This is a genomic window from Ancylobacter sp. (assembly GCF_965279025.1).
Classification (GTDB): domain Bacteria; phylum Pseudomonadota; class Alphaproteobacteria; order Rhizobiales; family Xanthobacteraceae; genus Ancylobacter.
In genome coordinates, this window is sequence record NZ_OZ257132.1 from 3,561,811 (window position 1) to 3,579,787 (window position 17,977).

General features: G+C 66.0%; 19 protein-coding genes and 3 tRNA genes. 20 read left to right on the top strand and 2 right to left on the bottom strand.

Features of this window, described 5'->3' with window-relative positions; translation table 11 throughout:
• Positions 1 to 22: 22 nt before the first annotated feature.
• The 14 genes from ACQY76_RS16565 (at position 23) to ACQY76_RS16630 (ending at position 12,018) form a co-directional block, all read left to right on the top strand.
• Positions 23 to 2,017: a hypothetical protein gene (locus ACQY76_RS16565; RefSeq protein WP_428029823.1), complete on the top strand. Its 1,995-nt coding sequence runs from the start codon at positions 23 to 25 to the stop codon at positions 2,015 to 2,017.
• 10 nt (positions 2,018 to 2,027) lie between these two features.
• Positions 2,028 to 2,753 carry a carboxypeptidase-like regulatory domain-containing protein gene (locus tag ACQY76_RS16570; protein WP_428029824.1) on the top strand — a complete coding sequence of 242 codons (726 nt, stop codon included), beginning with the start codon at positions 2,028 to 2,030 and terminating at the stop codon, positions 2,751 to 2,753.
• Positions 2,750 to 3,565 carry a hypothetical protein gene (locus ACQY76_RS16575; protein WP_428029825.1) on the top strand — a complete coding sequence of 272 codons (816 nt, stop codon included), beginning with the start codon at positions 2,750 to 2,752 and terminating at the stop codon, positions 3,563 to 3,565. Before ACQY76_RS16570 ends, ACQY76_RS16575 begins: the two co-directional genes overlap by 4 nt.
• 10 nt (positions 3,566 to 3,575) lie before the next feature.
• Positions 3,576 to 4,463: an arabinofuranosidase catalytic domain-containing protein gene (locus ACQY76_RS16580; RefSeq protein ID WP_428029826.1), complete on the top strand. Its 888-nt coding sequence runs from the start codon at positions 3,576 to 3,578 to the stop codon at positions 4,461 to 4,463.
• Positions 4,460 to 4,732, top strand: a complete 273-nt coding sequence (locus tag ACQY76_RS16585; protein ID WP_428029827.1) for a hypothetical protein — start codon at positions 4,460 to 4,462, stop codon at positions 4,730 to 4,732. Before ACQY76_RS16580 ends, ACQY76_RS16585 begins: the two co-directional genes overlap by 4 nt.
• 116 nt (positions 4,733 to 4,848) lie before the next feature.
• Positions 4,849 to 7,167, top strand: a complete 2,319-nt coding sequence (locus ACQY76_RS16590; protein ID WP_428029828.1) for a fibronectin type III domain-containing protein — start codon at positions 4,849 to 4,851, stop codon at positions 7,165 to 7,167.
• A 51-nt stretch (positions 7,168 to 7,218) separates the two neighbouring features.
• Positions 7,219 to 8,067, top strand: coding sequence for a glycoside hydrolase family 108 protein (locus tag ACQY76_RS16595; protein WP_428029829.1), 849 nt, complete (start codon positions 7,219 to 7,221; stop codon positions 8,065 to 8,067).
• Positions 8,064 to 8,408 (top strand): hypothetical protein, encoded by a 345-nt coding sequence (locus tag ACQY76_RS16600; protein WP_428029830.1) that lies wholly within the window; start codon positions 8,064 to 8,066, stop codon positions 8,406 to 8,408. Before ACQY76_RS16595 ends, ACQY76_RS16600 begins: the two co-directional genes overlap by 4 nt.
• Positions 8,409 to 8,523: 115 nt before the next feature.
• Positions 8,524 to 8,766: a hypothetical protein gene (locus ACQY76_RS16605; protein ID WP_428029831.1), complete on the top strand. Its 243-nt coding sequence runs from the start codon at positions 8,524 to 8,526 to the stop codon at positions 8,764 to 8,766.
• Positions 8,763 to 9,185, top strand: a complete 423-nt coding sequence (locus ACQY76_RS16610; protein ID WP_428029832.1) for a hypothetical protein — start codon at positions 8,763 to 8,765, stop codon at positions 9,183 to 9,185. Before ACQY76_RS16605 ends, ACQY76_RS16610 begins: the two co-directional genes overlap by 4 nt.
• Complete coding sequence (locus ACQY76_RS16615) at positions 9,169 to 9,372, top strand: hypothetical protein (RefSeq protein WP_428029833.1); 204 nt, start codon at positions 9,169 to 9,171, stop codon at positions 9,370 to 9,372. The genes ACQY76_RS16610 and ACQY76_RS16615 overlap by 17 nt, the downstream gene beginning before the upstream one ends.
• 1,136 nt (positions 9,373 to 10,508) lie before the next feature.
• Positions 10,509 to 10,928, top strand: a complete 420-nt coding sequence (locus ACQY76_RS16620) for a cysteine rich repeat-containing protein (RefSeq protein WP_428029834.1) — start codon at positions 10,509 to 10,511, stop codon at positions 10,926 to 10,928.
• Between the two features lie 36 nt (positions 10,929 to 10,964).
• Entirely contained in the window at positions 10,965 to 11,573 is a 609-nt protein-coding gene (locus tag ACQY76_RS16625; protein ID WP_428029835.1) for an OmpA family protein, read from the top strand.
• Between the two features lie 103 nt (positions 11,574 to 11,676).
• The gene (locus tag ACQY76_RS16630) at positions 11,677 to 12,018 is read left to right on the top strand and encodes a RidA family protein (RefSeq protein ID WP_428029836.1); all 342 of its coding nucleotides are present in this window, start codon (positions 11,677 to 11,679) and stop codon (positions 12,016 to 12,018) included.
• 110 nt (positions 12,019 to 12,128) lie between these two features.
• Here ACQY76_RS16630 and ACQY76_RS16635 read toward each other — a convergent pair whose 3' ends face one another.
• Both ACQY76_RS16635 and rlmB read right to left on the bottom strand, forming a co-directional pair.
• Positions 12,129 to 13,760 (bottom strand): MFS transporter, encoded by a 1,632-nt coding sequence (locus ACQY76_RS16635; RefSeq protein ID WP_428029837.1) that lies wholly within the window; start codon positions 13,758 to 13,760, stop codon positions 12,129 to 12,131.
• A gap of 385 nt (positions 13,761 to 14,145) precedes the next feature.
• Positions 14,146 to 14,967, bottom strand: a complete 822-nt coding sequence (gene rlmB, locus ACQY76_RS16640) for a 23S rRNA (guanosine(2251)-2'-O)-methyltransferase RlmB (RefSeq protein WP_428029838.1) — start codon at positions 14,965 to 14,967, stop codon at positions 14,146 to 14,148.
• 212 nt (positions 14,968 to 15,179) lie between these two features.
• Here rlmB and ACQY76_RS16645 point away from each other — a divergent pair.
• The 6 genes from ACQY76_RS16645 to nusG all read left to right on the top strand — a co-directional run bounded on the left by ACQY76_RS16645 (position 15,180) and on the right by nusG (position 17,941).
• Positions 15,180 to 15,264: transfer RNA gene (locus ACQY76_RS16645), tRNA-Tyr, on the top strand.
• A 31-nt stretch (positions 15,265 to 15,295) separates the two neighbouring features.
• Positions 15,296 to 15,369, top strand: a tRNA-Gly gene (locus ACQY76_RS16650).
• A gap of 188 nt (positions 15,370 to 15,557) precedes the next feature.
• Positions 15,558 to 16,748 carry an elongation factor Tu gene (gene tuf, locus ACQY76_RS16655; protein ID WP_428029839.1) on the top strand — a complete coding sequence of 397 codons (1,191 nt, stop codon included), beginning with the start codon at positions 15,558 to 15,560 and terminating at the stop codon, positions 16,746 to 16,748.
• 177 nt (positions 16,749 to 16,925) lie between these two features.
• Positions 16,926 to 17,001, top strand: a tRNA-Trp gene (locus ACQY76_RS16660).
• A 200-nt stretch (positions 17,002 to 17,201) separates the two neighbouring features.
• Positions 17,202 to 17,399 (top strand): preprotein translocase subunit SecE, encoded by a 198-nt coding sequence (gene secE, locus ACQY76_RS16665; RefSeq protein ID WP_018390587.1) that lies wholly within the window; start codon positions 17,202 to 17,204, stop codon positions 17,397 to 17,399.
• 11 nt (positions 17,400 to 17,410) lie between these two features.
• The gene (gene nusG, locus ACQY76_RS16670) at positions 17,411 to 17,941 is read left to right on the top strand and encodes a transcription termination/antitermination protein NusG (protein ID WP_428029840.1); all 531 of its coding nucleotides are present in this window, start codon (positions 17,411 to 17,413) and stop codon (positions 17,939 to 17,941) included.
• The last annotated feature ends 36 nt before the right edge of the window (positions 17,942 to 17,977 follow it).

The following is a 17,977-nucleotide window of genomic DNA, read 5'->3' on the forward strand; positions in this document are numbered from 1 at the left end:
CGCCATCCCCTGCATCGAGGGCGTGACGCTGAAATCCGCCATCGTCTCGCTGGGCGAGAACCTCGGCGAGCGTGGGTCGGTAACTGTCGAGTTCAGCGACTCCCCATGGCCCGACACCGGGCCGGGCTACGACCCCTATGTCACCGAGCGGCCCTATGATCCGTTCAAGGTCGGCACCTATTGGGGCAAATTCCGCGCGCGGCAGCCGTATCTGCGCTTCCGCCCGCTGCGGATCATTCGCGGCACGCTGGGGCAGTCGCTCGCCGAGATGGAGACCCGGCATTTCCTCGTCGAGAGCATCGAGGGCCCATCGCTGGATGGTCGGTTTTCGATCACGGCGAAAGACGCGCTCAAGATGGCGGATGAGGACCGCGCGCAGGCGCCGCGCCCGTCCAACGGATTCCTGACCGCCGACATTACGTCCGGCGCGACGACGGCCACGCTGGCGCCATCGGGCGTCGGCAATGCCGAATACCCCGCGTCCGGCCTCGTCGCGATCGGGGGCAAAGAAATCTGCGCCTTCACCCGCGTCGCCGACGTGTTGACGCTGACGCGAGCGCAATACGGCACGGTCGCCGTCGCGCACGAGGCGCAGGACCGTGTGCAGGTCTGCGTCGAGTATCTCGGGAAGACGCCGGCTTTCATCATCGCCGATCTGTTCCAAACCTATGCCGATATGCCCTCGGATTTCATACAGATCGCCGAGTGGGAGTTCGAATGCGCGACCTATCTCCGCAGGGTCTATTCGGGCCTGATCGCCGAACCGACGGGCGTCAATAAGCTCGTGTCGGCGATGATCCAGCAGGCGGCGCTCGCAGTCTGGTGGGATGAGATCGATCGCAAAGTGCGCCTGCAGGTGCTGCGTCAAATCCCATCTGACGCCGAGGTGATCGACGACAGCGTAATGATCGCGGAAAGCCTCAAGGTCCGTGAGCAGACCGACAAGCGGGTGTCGCAGGTCTGGACCTATTTCCGCATCGCGAATCCTCTCAAGAAGTCCGACGACGCCGACAACTATCGATCGGCGGCTCTGACCATCGACGCCCAGGCGCAGGACGATTACGGCGCGCCGGCGATCAAGACGATCTTCGCCCGCTGGATCCCGCCCTTCGGCCGGCAGGTTGCCTTGCGCGTCAATGATATTCAGCTCGGGAGATTCCGCGATCCGCCACGGAAGTTCACCTTCAAGACATTTCCAGGCGCCGGCCCGATGCCGCTGCTGGGGCGCGGCTTTCTGCTGGCCTCGCGGGTGCTCCAGGCTGACACAGGCGAGCCTGACAGCATCCCGGTGCAGGTGATCAGCCAGAAGGCGACTGCGAGCGGCTACGACGTCACGGCCGAGGAAATGCGTGGCCTGATCCTCGACGAAGAAGACCTCGACAACCGCGTCATCATCATCGACGCCAACACCTACAACTTCAATTTCCGCTCGGCCCACGACCAGCTCTATCCGGTGGCCGTGAGCGGCGACACCGTCACCTGCATCATCGAGGAAGGCGTCATCGTCGGCTCGACGTCTACCGCGCAGCCGGCCTTCACGGTCGGGACATGGGCGGCAGGCGTCAACCTCATCCTCATCCTGCGCGGGCGCATCCAGGGCGCGGGCGGTGCCGGCGGCTGGTATCTCAAGCCATTCGCCTATCCCGGCGGCCCGGCGATGTATGCCCGGCGCGCGCTGGCGGTACAGGTTGAAGGATCGGGCGCCATCTGGGGCGGCGGCGGCGGCGGCGTGGTCTGGCTCGGCTCGGAATACACCACGCAGGGCGGCGGCGGCGGACAGGGCTTTATCGGCGGCGCAGGCGGCATCGGCACCGAGGGCAACGGCAAGGCCGGCACATCGGAGGCCCCAGGCGCGGGCAGCTTCGGCGCGGGCGCGGGCGGCGGGCCGGGACAGGCCGGGCGGCCAAGCCTGACGAGCGGCGGCGCGAACGGCGGTGCAGCGGGCGCTGCGATCGACGGCGTGAGCTACCTCACCTTCACCGGCACGCCTGACGTGCGCGGCGCACAGATCAACTGAGGTCGACGATATGACGCTCTACCGCTGGCAATCGCCTGTGCAGGATGAGGACGGCAATGTCATGCCGGGCGCGACCGTCGAGGTGCGAAGCGAGGCGACTGGCCTGCTCGCCACGCTCTTCTCGGACAAAGCTGGGGCCGTGCCGCTCGCCAACCCCTTCGCAGCGGACAGCAATGGGCTGGCGGGGTTCTACGTTGCCGCCGGCTTCTACCGCTTGGAGGCCACCTCGGGCCTGCTGATCGCCGAGGCGCGCGACATCAACCTCGGCGCGATGAACGCCGGGCTCTACGATCCGGGCGCCGTCGAGAGCGACACGTTCAACGCCGCGAACCACGCCTTTTCGCCGACCGGCACCGGCTTGACGAGCACGACCACGCAGACCGCGCTTGCGGAGCTCGCCGGCGCCAAGGAAGACATCGGGCGCTATTCGGCGATCCGGGATATCACGCTGACGGCCGACACGCTGGTGCTGACCGATCGCGGCAAGCTGATCCGCTCGACGAATGGATCCGCGACGACGATCACCGTGCCCCCGCAGGGCTCCGTTGCCTGGCTCGACCGGACCCGGATCGACTTCCTGTGGTACGGCGCCGGCCAGCCGACCTTTGCCGCCGGCTCCGGCGTCACGATCCGCAGCGAGGACAGCAAGCTGAAGATCGCCAAGCGCTACGGGGCGGCCTCGCTGATCCGCCTCGCGTCAAATGAATGGGCGCTGGTCGGGAACCTCGCGACATGATGCCGGTCGGGATGATCGCACCGCTGCGCCCGGTGCCTACGCTCAAGCAGATCATCACGGGCCTCTCGCTGCCGACGCCGAACGTCGTGCTCGATGCCGGCGACCCCGCCAGCTACACGTCGGGCAACACATGGACGGACGTCCAGTCCGCCAATAACTTCTACCGCGGCGACGACGGTTCAGGCTTCGGCGGTTTCCCGCAGTTCGAGGGGGCTGTCGGTGCCCTGACCGGCGCTTTCGCTATGTCGAGCGTCACGCGCAGCCTCTTCCGGGCCACTGGCGCTTGGACCTTCGCCGAGGCGTGGCACAAGAACAATGGTGCCTTCACGCTCGCGGCCCTGGTCTATGTGCCGTCCCTGGCTTCTGGGAGTGGCGCCTTTCTGTTCTCGACGTGCGACGGCGCGACCTCGTCAGTCGGCATGCGGGCGCGATACCTCGACAGCGTCTCAGGTATGCGCCTTGATCTCAAGGTCTCCAAAGGGTCGGGCGGCTACTCGCTCGATACGTATGCGGACATGGCCCCCGGTCTTGTTGAGGGCTCGTGGAATTTCGTGGCGATTGCGATCGATGAAGCTGTCGGCTCAAACGGGCTGACGTTCCACTGCAACGGCCAGAACGTGCAGGCGACCAGCACCTACTCCTCGCCGTCTGCAGCCGCATCGTCCGGGCCCTATGACGTCTCGGGCCCGATCGCCGGCACCAGCGGCAACAAGATCAAGATGTTCGCCGGCTGGAGCAGCCGCCTATCGACGACGCAACTCGGCAATCTCTACGCGCAGATCAAGCAAGACCGGCAATTCGATCTGCCGTAGGGAGCGCACCATGTACGGTTTGGGATACGGGCTGGGGATCACCCAGCGCCGTGGCGTGCCCTATGTCGGGCCGCTCGACGGGTTCGCGGGGCAGCTCTACGCGACCTCTGGTCTGTGCCGGCTGCTGTCGGCCTATGGCGGCCCGCTGGTGCGGATGCGCCGTGCCAGTGATGGGGCCGAGACCGACATCGGATTCGTGGAGGATGGCGGGCTCGATGTCGCCGCGTTGCTCGCCTTTGCCGGCGCGAGCAGCGCCTACTCCACGCTCTGGCACGATCAGACAGGCAATGGGCACCACGGCGCGCAGGCGACAGGTGCCGCCCAGCCCCGGCTCGTCAATGCCGGGGTCCTCGACGTCGGGCCCAACGGCAGGCCGGCTCTGGTGTTTTCGGGCGCGCAGTATTTGGAGCTGCAGAGCTCGGTTGGCTTCGTTCGCGACGTCGCGGCGGCGACCTATGCCGCCGTCTCTCGCGCGACGGCGGCGAGCGGCCAGTCCGTTCTCGCCACTTCTACGACAGGATCGGCGGCCCAGGCGCGCAGCATTCTTGCTTACTCGCCCAATTCGACCGCGCCAGTTTTTCAGGCGCGAAATACCGATGTCAGTACCCTCACGGCCTTGACGGGCGTGGCGGTATCGTCTGGCGCATGGACCCGGCTCATTGGTCGCGCGCGCTATGCCGCCGGTGGCGCCGACATCGCGGTGAATGGCACGGTCAACACGGGCGCGATGACGCCCGCGCAGAACACGCCGATCGCGGACACAGTCGTAGGCGTAAGGATCGGCCAGTTTTCGTCTGGCTCTCTTTCCCTCACCGGCGGCATGTCCACCGTCGTGCTCGCGCAGTCGGCGCTCGACATCGCTGCGCTCAACGCAGCACTCGCGCAGGTGATGCCATGACCTACCTGATCTTCGACATCGCAGCCGACGCGCAGGACCGCAGCGCGCAGGCCTGGCTCGATTGCGGCTACGAGGCCGGCGGCACGGATCGCCTCTGGCTCTGCCTTGATCACCCGACGGACGGCAGGGGCGCGCTGATGATCCCGGCGACGCCGAGCGACGCGCAGATCGGGCTGTCGCAGGAGGCGTACGAGGCGCTCCTGACCGGCGCCGAGCGCGACGCCCTGGTGCCCGCGCTCACCGCCGACTGGACGCCTGAGATCGCCTGATCCGGCAAGACGACACCACGACAGATTGAGGGCCTCTTATGAGCGGATATGGATTCGGCCTCGGCCTGGGGCGCCGGCGGGCGGGGGGTGGTGGTGAACCGCTCCCGCTTAGGGTGGTGACCGCTCCGAACTGGCACCCGACCGGCATGCAGTCGGCGAGCGGATCAAATACCCGCTTCATCTCTCGGCGCCCGATATACATCGGCATCGGCGGGGCGTCAGAACTCGTCTGCAGCTACTTCAACGCCTGGGCGGGGGTTGGCGGGTCCGGCGCCTTCACCGTCGTCTCCGCCGCCATCGAGGCCGGCAACGGGTCGATGTCTGTGCCGGTGACCTTCGACGGTGGCGCGAACCGCTCGAAGAGCATCCCCCTCGGAACGTCGGACGTGCAGTCCGATCCGATCCTCCCGAGCGCCTTCGGGCTGACGAAGTTCGACGCGGGCACGCTTTTCTGGGAGCGCCTCGTCTTTGATGCCCCCACCGGCAACACCTACCCGGCCAACGTCCCGCGCCGCGCTGGCTATGCCGGCATGGCTGCGTATTCGTGCGACCCTGCGACCTTCCCGGCCCTGGTGGCTGACGGCGTGGGTGCGCTGGACGCCACCGGCAAGACCCTGATCAGCGGCAAGACGTTCGGCGCCATCGTGCTGGGGCGTCCGCTCACTGCTGGTGGGCGGCATTTCGGCAGTACAGGCGATAGTTTCACCCGCGACAGCGACCAGGAGACCGCTGCCGGAACTTACCCGCTACGCCTATTTGCCGATGTCTTCGAGCGGGCGATGATCGACTTCAAGGGGGACCTGTCGGGGCTCTACCCTTACATCAACTTTGGCATTTTCGGGACGGGCGTTAATAGCTACGATCCTGCTGCTGATCCGCGCCGGCCGTACTACAAATACTGCACCGACATGCATGACGAGTACGGCACCAATGACACCGGCGGCACTAACCTTGCCGCTCTCCAAGGTCGCTTGCAGGCTCTGTGGGGCGCATACGTTGCGGAGGGCGTGGAGCGCATCTGGCGCACCAAGCTATGGCCCATCGCGACATCGACAGACAGCTACGCCACCGAGGCTAATCAGACGGTGGTCGCGTCACAGCAGCCTGGGGGCATTCGCTTCGAACTCAATGCGTGGTTTGACACCAAGGCCGGGGATGGCACTCTTGCCGGAGTCATTCCTTGGGGGCGCTCGCGCGCGCCGACGAATTTCGAAAAATATCGCGTCTCCGACAATGTGGCGAGCTGGATCGTCGGCGGTGGTCACCCAAGCAACGCCATCGGCGTCCCGATGATGGCGAGCGAGGCCCGCTCGATCATGATCCCGGCGCCGACCGCCGTGCCGTCGCAGGTCGCAAATCTTGCGCTCTCGGCGTCGGACGTCGCCATCACCGCGACGTGGGATGCGACCACCAATAGCCCCTCGGATCATCTGGTCGAGCTATCGTCTGATGGGGGATCGACCTGGGCGCCGATCCATACCTATGAGCCCTGCACAACTTACAAGTGGACGGGGCTCACACCCTCGACGTCCTACCGGGTGCGGGTGACGGCGATCAACTGCAAGGGCGCGGGGCCAGTTTCCTCTGTCGTGGTCGTCTCGACGCAGGCCACGCCCTCCGGTCTGACACTCGACGGCCTCTCCGCCGCTCCCGTGCAGGCTCTCTCCTCTCGCCGACTCCGGTCGGCCTACACCGGGCCGGCGTACTACGGGCGGCGGATGGCGGACGGCCTGGAGGCACCGATTGGGTTCGACGCCAACGGTGACCTCGACGCAGCTTGGCTGCTGAGGTGGGCGCTCGGCGGGGATGTGCTGCTCAAGCGCGCCTACGACCAGTCTGGCGGAGGGTTCGACCAGACCGCCGCTTACACGTCGGGCAGCGTGGCTTCGTGGCCCATCCTCGCGCAGGCTGGGGTTCTCAACACGGTGGGTGGACGAGCCGCGCCGCTTTTCACCAACCCAAGGGCTTTCCCGAACAGCACGCTCTCGGCGGTGCCTGCGAACAACGCACGCTCAATCGTCGCGGTGCTTCGCCTGCTGGCGTTGAGCCAGCAAGGGATCATTGGCGCTGGTGGGTCTGGCTCCTACCACGCGGAAGTCACCTCTGGCGGCAGGGTGAACCTGCAAAAATACCTGACGACGAACATCCTCACGTCGACAGGGGCGGTCATTGCGGCGAATGACACGACGCTGGTGTCTGTGGCCTATGACGGGACCAACGCCGCGATCTGGCTGGACAAGATTGCCAGCGGCGCCGCAGTCAACGCTCAGACCTTCGCCGGGACGCGCACGGTGACCTACGGCACCCTCGACCCCAACACTTTCGGCTCCGTCAACGGCTACGTGCCGGAGCGGGTGACGTGGGACGGCGCGGCTCTGTCGACGCCTGACCGGCAGGCCGTCGAGAACTCGGCTGCCGCCTACTGGTCCACCTGACCCCCAGCCGCCTCCGGGCGGCTTTTTCGTATCCCGATATCGGAGACCGCCATGACCGCCGCCAATTTTACGCGGGCGCAGCCGCATGTCCTCGCCTATGAAGGCAAATTCTCGAACCACCCGTCCGACCCGGGCGGGCGCACCTATGAGGGCATCACACAGCGCGTGTGGGATGCCTGGTGCGCGCTCCATGGGCTTCCGAAACGTCAGCTCACCGCCAAGACCGGCACATGGAAGGACTGGGAGAAGAACCGGAACGCCATCTACCGGAAGCAGTATTGGGACGCCGTGCGCGCCGATGAACTGCCCTCCGGCGTCGACTTCGCGGTCTATGATCTGGCCGTCAATTCCGGCGTCGACCGCGCCGTGCGCATCCTTCAGAAGGCGCTGCGCATCAACAATGTCGACGGCTCCCTCGGCAGCGTCACCATGGCGGCGGTCGAGCGGCATCCGGACCATGATCTGCTTGTTGCCGCGATCTGCGCCGAGCGCCTCGCCTTCCTCCAACGCCTGAAGACGTGGAAGGCGTTCGGCACGGGATGGGGCCGCCGCGTCGCTGCCGTCCGCCGCACCGGGCAGGCGTGGGCCACAGGCTCCATCGGCCCGAAAGCCGAGCCTCTCGACGAGCCGATGGCCAAGGCCGAGGACGTGGACGCGAAGGCTATCCCGACAACTGCGGGCGCAGACGCTGCGATAGGCGCCGGCGGCTCCTCCGTGACGGCCGGCGGCATGCTGGAGGGTGTCCGGCAGCAGCTCGAGCCCTACGCCTATGCCAGCGACATCATCGCTAAGATCGTCCTCGCCCTCGTCATTGCCGGCATTCTGGCTGCGGCCGGCGGCATGGCGTGGCGCTGGCACCAGAAGCGCCGGGCGTCTGAATATGCCGAGGTTATGGCATGACTTGGCTCCTCGGCCTTGTGCTGGACTGGACGCCTTGGTGGCTGTGGCTTGCTGCCGGCATCGCGGCTCTCGCCGCCACCTACACCCTTTGGCGCCCCGTGTGGGCGCTTCTCCCGACGCCGATCAAGACCGCCGCCATCGTCATTGCGACGGGCGGCCTCGCCTATCTCGCCGGCCGCAACAAAGGCGCGTCCGGTGCTCTCCAGCGCGCAACCGAACAGGAGCAGGCCCGTGCGGACCAAATCATTGAGCGCGGCACTGCCGCTCGCCAGCGTGCTGATCGGGACGCTGTTTCTGGGCGGCTGCGCGACAACGACGGCTGGAAGCGGGACGACGGGTAAGGCCATCTGCACCGTGCTCCAACCCGTGAGGTGGTCTGCCGCTGACACCGACGAGACGATTCGCCAGGTGAAGGCGAACAATGCGGCCGGCAAGGTCGTGTGCGGGTGGCGGTAGATGGGGCCTGTCCACTATGACGACCTCAATCCCAAGGTCCGCGAATTCCTGGCCGATCTTGATGAGGAGAAGGTGGCCGAGCTCGAAGAGGCCATCCGGTTCACGCGCGCCACCAAGACCGTCTCGCGCTTCCTGAAATGGTGCCTGATCACGGTGGTGGCCGTGTTCCTGACGACGGCGGCCTTGGGGGAGGCTATCGGCAAAATCTGGGGCTGGATTACCTCGATAGGAGGCCCGAAATGATCTGGCGCGTCATCACGCTCACATCACTCGCCCTGCTCGCCGGCTGGGCGGGCTGGCAGGTTTCCGACCGATCTCCGCCGGTCGTCGTCTATTCGGCCAAGCCAGAGGGGCCGGCCGTTGCCGGCGGGCCCCTGCGCATCGCCTACACCCTCAACCGCCTTCGCCAGTGCGACACCATCGTCGACCGCATGGTCGTCGACAGCCGGCAGACGCGGTTCATTCTCGATCCGCTTGTCTTCGCCACGGGCGCCGGGCCGATCGGCCAGGAGCAATACGTGTCGGTCGTCAACGTGCCTGTGCAGGCCGCGCCCGGCCCGGCCATCTACCGGACGACCTCGCGCTTCACCTGCTCGCCCATCAACGCGCTCTGGCCGATCTATGCGCCGTCTCGGGAGATCGGCTTTGTCATCGAGCCGTGAGCCCTTCCGCGACGCCTTCGACAAGCCCACAGGCCTGCTGATCATCGACGGCCCCGGCTTCTCCGGCATCGCCACGCCGGAGGATTGGGAGCGGGTCGAGCGCTTCATTCGGCAGGCCCGGCAGCGCGTGCGGCTGGATGCCTATGAGGGCAAGTGGCCGGAGCCGCCTGTGCTGCCGGAGGTGTGAGGGGCCCTGGCTGGGCCGGCATGGCTCATTGACTCTCGGCGCGCGTGTTCCTTCTATGTTCCCATGAATGGAAGGAGCCGTCTTGTCGGATTCCAGTGCAACTGCGGCCGCCGCACGGTGTACGAGCGTGCCGCAGCGCTGGCGCTGCTCGGCCGTCCCGGCGAGACCATGCACGACATCCGGCTGAGGATGCGCTGCCGGCATTGCGGAGAGCGCGCGCCGAACGGGCCATTTCCCTTCGACGACACTGATGAGAGCAATCTTTGGTGCTGCACGGACAAGTCGATAGGCCTGATGCGGAAGCGGGAGGAGCCTTAACGGCTCATCTGATCTCCCACAGCCTGGCGCACTCCTCGCACATCTCCCCAGCCGGTCCGCGGTGCGGGCATCCCGGCCCGCAATCCATCTTCGTGAGCCAGCGCCAGAGGCGGCGGGCGAGGGTGAGGGCGCGCTCAAGCATGCGCGCCTCCTGCGGAACGGGTGGGGAACGGACGGGCAGGGCGCTGTGCCGTGTGCCGTGCCGTCGCGAACCGATGTACTGTGCGGAGAATGCGCATTTGGCGCCCCTTGCGTAGAAGGTAGCGCCTTGAGAATGCTTGCTTTCTGCTGGGAATTAGGCGGCGAAGAGCAGCGAGCGAACTGGTTTACAAAACCGCTGCACTACCGCTGTGCTAACCCGGCCCGCCAGTGTCGCCGACCTGCCCGCCGGCCCGGCATCGGGCGAGGGGCGGCGTCGGCTGGTCCTGTCGCGCTGGCGCTGACGCCAGCCTCGACAGCGTTCTCTTCGCCGATGGCCGGCGCCCGGTCAAGACGGCGCTGTCTCGCCTGTGCGGCTTCAGGGCGCCGCACCGCCTGTCCCGCCACGTCATCATCTCCACAGTCGCCGCGCGCCCCTGTCGGGGGCCCTGGGCTCCCGCAAGGTGATGTGCGCCGCCGCCAGGGGCGTCCGCGTGGAGGGCTGAACGGGCGATCACCCCCCGGATTACCGGAGCCTTCCGTCCGAACCGGCCAAAATACGTCATTGCGCCGAGGCGTTGCTTCTGCGAGACGAATCTGCGGGGATTTCTTTCTGAGGGCGCGTGCCGAACCCCTCCCGATGCTGTCATCGGAGAGCACGCTATTTGGGAGGCTGGAACATGAAGGCATTTTGGGTCGGACTGGCGGCTTTGCTGCTGGTCGGCATGGCCGGGAGCGCGTCGGCACAAACGATGAGCTATGCCCAGGCGGGGGCGCTGATCGCCAAGAGCTGCGGTCCGTCGATCGAAAAGTTTTGCGCGAAGGTAAACATCGGCTCGGGGCAGGTGCAGCAGTGCCTGACGCAGTACAAGGATCAGGTCCCCGCCCAGTGCTTCACTGACTATGCGGCGGCGGTTGCGTCGCTGACCAAGCGCGACGCCGCGCAGGACAGCGCCTTCAACGTCTGCAACGCGGACATCCGCCAGTTCTGCCCGGGCGTGAAGCCTGGTGATGCGCGTATTCTCGATTGTCTCATCGCGTCGAGCAAGGTTGTCCGCGGCACCTGCAAGCAGGTGCTTGTCGACGCCGGCTGGCAGTGACGCACCGCAACCACGCCCAATCGGAGAGATGAGATCATGACCCGCATCATCGCCCGCGTCGCGCGGAGCGCCCGGTATGCCGCTTTTGCAGCCCTGCTCGCAGTCCCGTTTGCGGTCACGCCAGCGGCTGCACAGACGAACCTGACCAACCAGCAGATCCTGCAGGGCCTGACTGCCACCACCGACGACGAGCCGACCATCACGGCCCAGTTGCTCCGCCAGATGGCCGAGCAGGCCGTGGCGCAGAATGTGCCGCTCAACCTCAACACGTCTGCGGTCGCTGCACAGCTCTTCAAGCTGGCGCAGATTACCGTTCAGATCCAGTTCGCGCTGAACTCCGACATCATCCGCCCGGAATCCTATGGGACTATCGGAGCGATCTCGGATGCCCTGCACCATCCGATCCTGTTCAACTACCACTTCCTGATTGTCGGAAACACGGATACGACCGGTACGAGAGCGCAGAATCTTAAGCTGAGCCAGGCCCGCGCAGACGCCGTCAAGCAGGCGCTTGTCACGGTGTTCGGCGTCGATCCGGGCCGTCTGGAGGCGGTCGGCCTCGGCCAGGAGGTCCTGCAGACTCCGAACGATCCGACCAACCCGATCAATCGTCGGGTGCAGTTGTTCAACATCGGGCTGGAATGAGGCCACGACGGTTTTGCACCGCCGGTCTTTCTGGCTATAGCGACGACCGGGCGCCTGCGGTGCCCGGTCTTTTCGTTTTCCAATACCGGAACGAGTTTATCAGATGAGCATCCAGAGAATCGAAGTCGGTCCGCGCATGAGCGAGGCCGTGATCCACGGGTCGGTCGTGTATCTCGCCGGCCAGGTCGCCAAGGGCGACAGCGTGACCGCGCAGACGCAGGCCGTGCTCGACCAGATCGACGCGCTGCTGGCGCAGGCCGGCACCGACAAGACCAAGCTGCTGACCGCCACCATCTATCTCGCCGACATCGCCACCTTCGGCGAGATGAACGCGGTGTGGGACACGTGGGTGTCGGCCGGCAACACGCCGGCGCGCGCCACCGTCGAGGCGGCTCTGGCCACGCCGGAATACAAGGTGGAGATCGTCGTCAAGGCGGCCATCTGAACATCGCGATCATGAAGGCCCCGTGAGGTGCCGGAACGAAAAAAGGCCCCGTCGCGAGACGGGGCCTTTCCGTTGGGGGGCGCCCCGGAGGGCGCCCCCGATGCCGGCGATCAGTGCCAGTTTTCGAGGTCGCGATCCTTGGTCTCCGGCGCCAGCACAAGGCCGATGACGAAGGTCGCGAGAGCCACGATGATCGGGTACCAGAGGCCGTAATAGATATCGCCGGTGGCCGCCACCATGGCGAAGGCGGTGGTGGGCAGGAAGCCGCCGAACCAGCCATTGCCGATGTGGTAGGGCAGCGACATGGCGGTGTAGCGGATGCGGGTGGGGAACAATTCCACCAGCCAGGCGGCGATCGGGCCGTACACCATCGTCACGAACAGCACGAGGATGGTGAGGAGAGCCACCACCATCGGCGTATTGATCGCCGCAGGGTCCGCCTTGGCGGGATAGCCGGCGGCGCGGATGGCTTCGGTCATGCTGGCGGTGAAGGCGTCGGACTGCGCCTTGAAAGCCGCCGCGTCGAGGCCGACGCCGCTGACGGAGGAGATCACCTTGTCGCCGACCTTGACGCTGGCGACGGTGCCGGCAGGAGCGGCCTCGTTCGAGTAGTTCACCGAGTTGCGTGCCAGGAAGGACTTGGCGACGTCGCACGAGGTCACGAACTTCGACGTGCCCACCGGGTTGAACTGGAACGAGCACTCGGCCGGATTGGCGACGACGGTGACGGGGGAGGTCGCCTGCGCCCGCTCAAGCGCCGGGTTGGCATAGTGGGTGATGGCGGCGAAGATCGGGAAGTAGGTCAGCGCCGCGATGAGGCAGCCGCCGAGGATGATCGGCTTGCGGCCGATCTTGTCGGACAGCCAGCCGAAGACGATGAAGAACGGCGTGCCGATGAGCAGCGAGATGGCGATCAGCACGTTGGCGGTCCAGCCGTCGACCTTCAGCGTCTGCGTCAGGAAGAACAGCGCGTAGAACTGGCCCGTGTACCACACCACGGCCTGGCCGGCGGTGCCGCCGAACAGCGCGATGAGGCCGACCTTGGCATTTTCCCAGCGGCCGAACGCTTCGGTGAGCGGCGCCTTCGAGGTCTTGCCCTCTTCCTTCATCTTCTTGAAGACGGGCGATTCGTTCAGCGTCAGACGGATCCACACCGAGACCGCGAGCAGGATGATCGAGACCAGGAACGGAATGCGCCAGCCCCATTCGGCGAAGGCGGCCTCGCCCAGATAGGTGCGGGTGCCGAGGATGACCAGCAGCGACAGGAACAGGCCGAGCGTCGCGGTGGTCTGGATCCAGGAGGTGTAGAAGCCGCGGCGACCATGCGGCGCATGCTCCGCGACATACGTGGCCGCGCCACCATATTCACCGCCCAGCGCAAGGCCCTGGAAAAGGCGGAGAATGATGAGGATGACCGGGGCGGCGATGCCCCAGGTGGCATAGTTGGGCAGAATGCCGACGACGAAGGTCGAGGCGCCCATCAGCAGAATGGTGATGAGGAAGGTGTATTTGCGGCCCACGAGATCGCCCAGCCGGCCGAAGAAGATGGCGCCGAACGGACGCACGGCGAAGCCGGCGGCGAAGGCCATGAGGGCGAAGATGAAGGCCGCGGTCGGGTTGACGCCCGAGAAGAACTGCGCGGCGATGATCGCCGACAGAGAGCCGTACAGGTAGAAATCGTACCACTCGAAGACGGTGCCGAGCGAGGAAGCGAAGATGACCTTCCGTTCCTCGCGGGTCATGGGAGCGGTCGTTCCGGCCGGTCCCTTGGTTGTTACGCTCATTGTGTTTCCCTTCCCCAGAGTAAGGCCGCGCTCGTGCAGAAGCATGCGAACACCCTCGCACGCGCGAAAAATTCAGCTCGCGAGAGCTGCCTGTCGTGATGGCCGAGTTTGGGAGTTCCGGTTGGGAACCTTGCGCTCGGGCTGTTTCCTCCCGGAGGTGGCCCGCACGAATCGGCGAGCGGCACTCTCCAGCTTCACGCCACGCGGAATTCTATGATTCCGTCGCATGCCTCAGCGGAGAGTGTCGAAACTGCGGCGCTTTGACGATTGGCAATTGGTCGTAAACTGCCGCCGACGCTGCAATGCGGGATAAAATGCTGTCGTTGCGAAGTAAAACGCCGGGTCAGGCCGGCTGGCCGATGGCCCGCCGGGCAATATAGAGCGCCAGCACGGCCGCGTTCGACACGTTGAGGCTGACGATCGAGCCCGGCATGTCGACACGGGCGAGCGTGTCGCAGGTCTGGCGGGTGAGGTGGCGCAGGCCCTTGCCTTCCGCCCCGAGCACCAGGGCGGTGGGCGCGGACAGGCGTGTATCGACGAGGTCCGCCGGCCCCTCGCTGTCGAGGCCGACCACCAGCACGCCGTTCTGCTTCAACTCGTCGAGCGCCCGGGCGAGGTTGCCGACGAAGCAGAAGGGCACATGCTCCAGCCCGCCGCTGGCGCTCTTCGCGAGCACGCCGGTGGCGGCGGGGCTGTGGCGGGCCGTGGTGACAATGGCACCCACCTTCAACGCCGCCGCCGAACGCACGATGGCGCCGACATTATGCGGATCGGTGATCTGGTCGAGGACGAGGATGAGATCGCTCTCCGCCGCCTTGGCGAGGCTGAGGGAGGGCAGGGGATCGCACTCGGCGAGCATCCCCTGATGCACCGCGTCGGGGTCGAGCAGCCGGTCGATCTCGCCGGGGCGGACGATTTCCGGGGCGATCTGCTGGGGAATCGCCTCTTCCTCCAGCCGGCGCGCCGCGTTCTCGGTCAGCATCAGCCGGCGCAGCTTGCGGCGGGGATTGCGCAGCGCCTCGACCACGCTGTGCCAGCCATAGAGAATCGCCACGTCGTCCGGCCACGCGCCAAAGGGGCGCCCGGCGGGGCGGGGGCGTGGCTGGCGGGGACGTCCGGCGGAAGGCTTGGGACGGCCGGGCGGGCGGCTGGGGCGATCGTTCATGCGCGCGTTCTGTCACGCCGCGCACGGCTTGGCAATTTGCCCGCGACACCGTTTGATCCACAGGCCGGGAGGCGCGCGACGCAAGCGGGGTTGACAGGGCAGGGGCACCTCACCATAAAGCCGGCCGCACGGGAGCCGCGCTTTGCGCCGGTTCTTCCGTCAGGTCGATGAGACGGCGCAATTCGACGCACCGCAGATCGGCCGACGTGCGAGGGGGAGTGTCCCGAGCGGCAAAGGGGGCGGACTGTAAATCCGCTGGCTATGCCTTCGTAGGTTCGAGTCCTACCTCCCCCACCACGTCGCTTCACGCTACAATGCGCCTATCCTCGCGGGTGTAGCTCAATGGTAGAGCAACAGCCTTCCAAGCTGATGACGAGGGTTCGATTCCCTTCACCCGCTCCAAATCTCCGCGCAAGCCCCCATATGAGCGACGGCGCGGGTCCCACACGGGACGGCCGGCAGCCCCGAGGGCGGCGCGTTTCCCCTCTCCCCGCAAAGGCCGCGCAACGCGGCACTTGCGGAATTCCGTGAAACCGCCTATCCCACGGCCCGATTTTTCGCGGCCCGCATGTCGCTGAAGGAAACGAGTTATGGCCAAAGAGAAGTTCAACCGATCGAAGCCTCACTGCAACATTGGGACGATCGGCCATGTTGACCATGGCAAGACGTCTTTGACGGCTGCGATCACGAAGATTCTTGCGGAATCGGGCGGCGCGACGTTTACGGCGTACGACCAGATCGACAAGGCTCCGGAAGAGAAGGCGCGCGGGATCACGATCTCGACGGCGCATGTCGAGTACGAGACGACGAACCGCCATTACGCCCACGTCGATTGCCCCGGCCACGCGGATTATGTGAAGAACATGATCACCGGCGCGGCGCAGATGGACGGCGCGATCCTGGTGGTTTCGGCCGCCGACGGCCCGATGCCGCAGACCCGCGAGCACATCCTGCTCGCCCGCCAGGTCGGCGTTCCGGCGCTGGTGGTGTTCCTGAACAAGTGCGACCAGGTCGACGACGAGGAGCTCCTCGAGCTCGTCGAGCTGGAAGTGCGCGAGCTGCTGTCGAAGTACGACTTCCCGGGCGACGACATTCCGATCATCCGTGGCTCGGCGCTGGTGGCGCTGCAGAACGGCGACCCCAAGCTGGGCCATGACGCGGTGCTGGAGCTGATGAAGGCGGTCGACGCCTACATCCCGCAGCCGGAGCGTCCGGTTGACCTGCCGTTCCTGATGCCGATCGAGGACGTGTTCTCGATCTCGGGTCGCGGCACGGTGGTGACCGGCCGCGTCGAGCGCGGCATCATCAAGGTGGGCGAGGAAGTCGAGATCGTCGGCATCCGTCCGACCATCAAGACGACGGTGACCGGCGTTGAGATGTTCCGGAAGCTGCTCGACCAGGGCCAGGCCGGCGACAATGTCGGCATTCTGGTTCGCGGCACGAAGCGCGAGGACGTCGAGCGCGGCCAGGTTGTGTGCAAGCCGGGTTCGGTGAAGCCGCACACCAAGTTCAAGGCCGAGGCGTACATCCTGACGAAGGAAGAGGGCGGCCGCCACACGCCGTTCTTCACCAATTACCGTCCGCAGTTCTACTTCCGGACGACGGACGTGACGGGCATCGTGACCCTGCCGGAAGGCACGGAAATGGTGATGCCGGGCGATAACATCACGGTCGACGTGGCGCTGATCGTGCCGATCGCGATGGAAGACAAGCTGCGCTTCGCCATCCGCGAAGGCGGCCGCACCGTCGGCGCCGGCGTCGTCGCCTCGATCATCGAGTGATGGGTGAAGGGGAGGGGTGCGCCTGTCGCATCCCTTTCCGGCACCGAAGTTTTTTCCGCTTCGGTGCCTAACTGTTGAAACCGGCGCGCTCGGCCCTCGACGTGGACGCGCCGCCGGTTATAGTGCCTCGCGATTCGAGAGGCGGGCGATCTGGGCAATGCCCCGTCCGCCTCTTCTAGGAGTGTAGCTCAACTGGTAGAGCACCGGTCTCCAAAACCGGGGGTTGGGGGTTCGAGCCCCTCCACTCCTGCCACCCTTCCCACCCGGGTGGCAGGCAAGGCGCCAAAGGTTCTTTGACGCGAGGCGGCTTTGCGGGCTATACGCCCGCTTCGTGCATTTTTAGACGGTCGTGCCGGTGGCGCCGATAAGGTGGCACATGGCGAGACCCGCAGGCGGCGCGCCGCGATCAGCCGATTCCGGCGCGGGCCGCATCAGAGGCGTTTCGAGACGAGCATGGCGAAGACGAACCCGGTCGAGTTCTTTCAGCAGGTCCGCGCGGAAGCCCGCAAGGTCACCTGGCCGACCCGTCGCGAGACGCTCATCACCACCGCGATGGTCTTCGTCATGGTGGTGCTGGCCTCGCTGTTCTTCCTGGTCGCCGATCAGATCCTGAGCTTCGTTGTCGCTCAGATTCTGCAGATCGGCCGTTGAGGAGAGACGCGATGCCGATGCGCTGGTACATCGTCCACGCCTATTCGAACTTCGAGAAGAAGGTCGCCGACTCCATCAAGGAGCAGGCTGCGCAGCGTGGCCTTACCGACCTGTTCGAGCAGGTGCTGGTGCCGACCGAGAAGGTCGTCGAGGTGCGCCGCGGCCGCAAGGTCGACGCCGAGCGCAAATTCTTCCCCGGCTATGTGCTGGTGAAGATGGACCTCACCGACGAGGCCTTCCATCTCATCAAGAACACGCCGAAGGTCACCGGCTTCCTCGGTGCCGACAACAAGCCGATGCCGATCGCCGAGAAGGAGGCCATGCGCATCCTTCAGCAGGTGCAGGAAGGCATCGAGCGGCCCAAGCCCTCGATCACCTTCGAGGTCGGCGAGACGGTCAAGGTTTCGGACGGCCCCTTCGCCTCCTTCAACGGCGTCGTCGAGGAAGTCGACGAGGGTCGCTCCCGCCTCAAGGTGGCGGTGTCGATCTTCGGTCGCGCCACGCCGGTCGAGCTGGAGTTCGCCCAGGTCGAGAAGGTCTGAGGACCACGCCTCGTAACGGTTTCAAGGGCGCAGCTT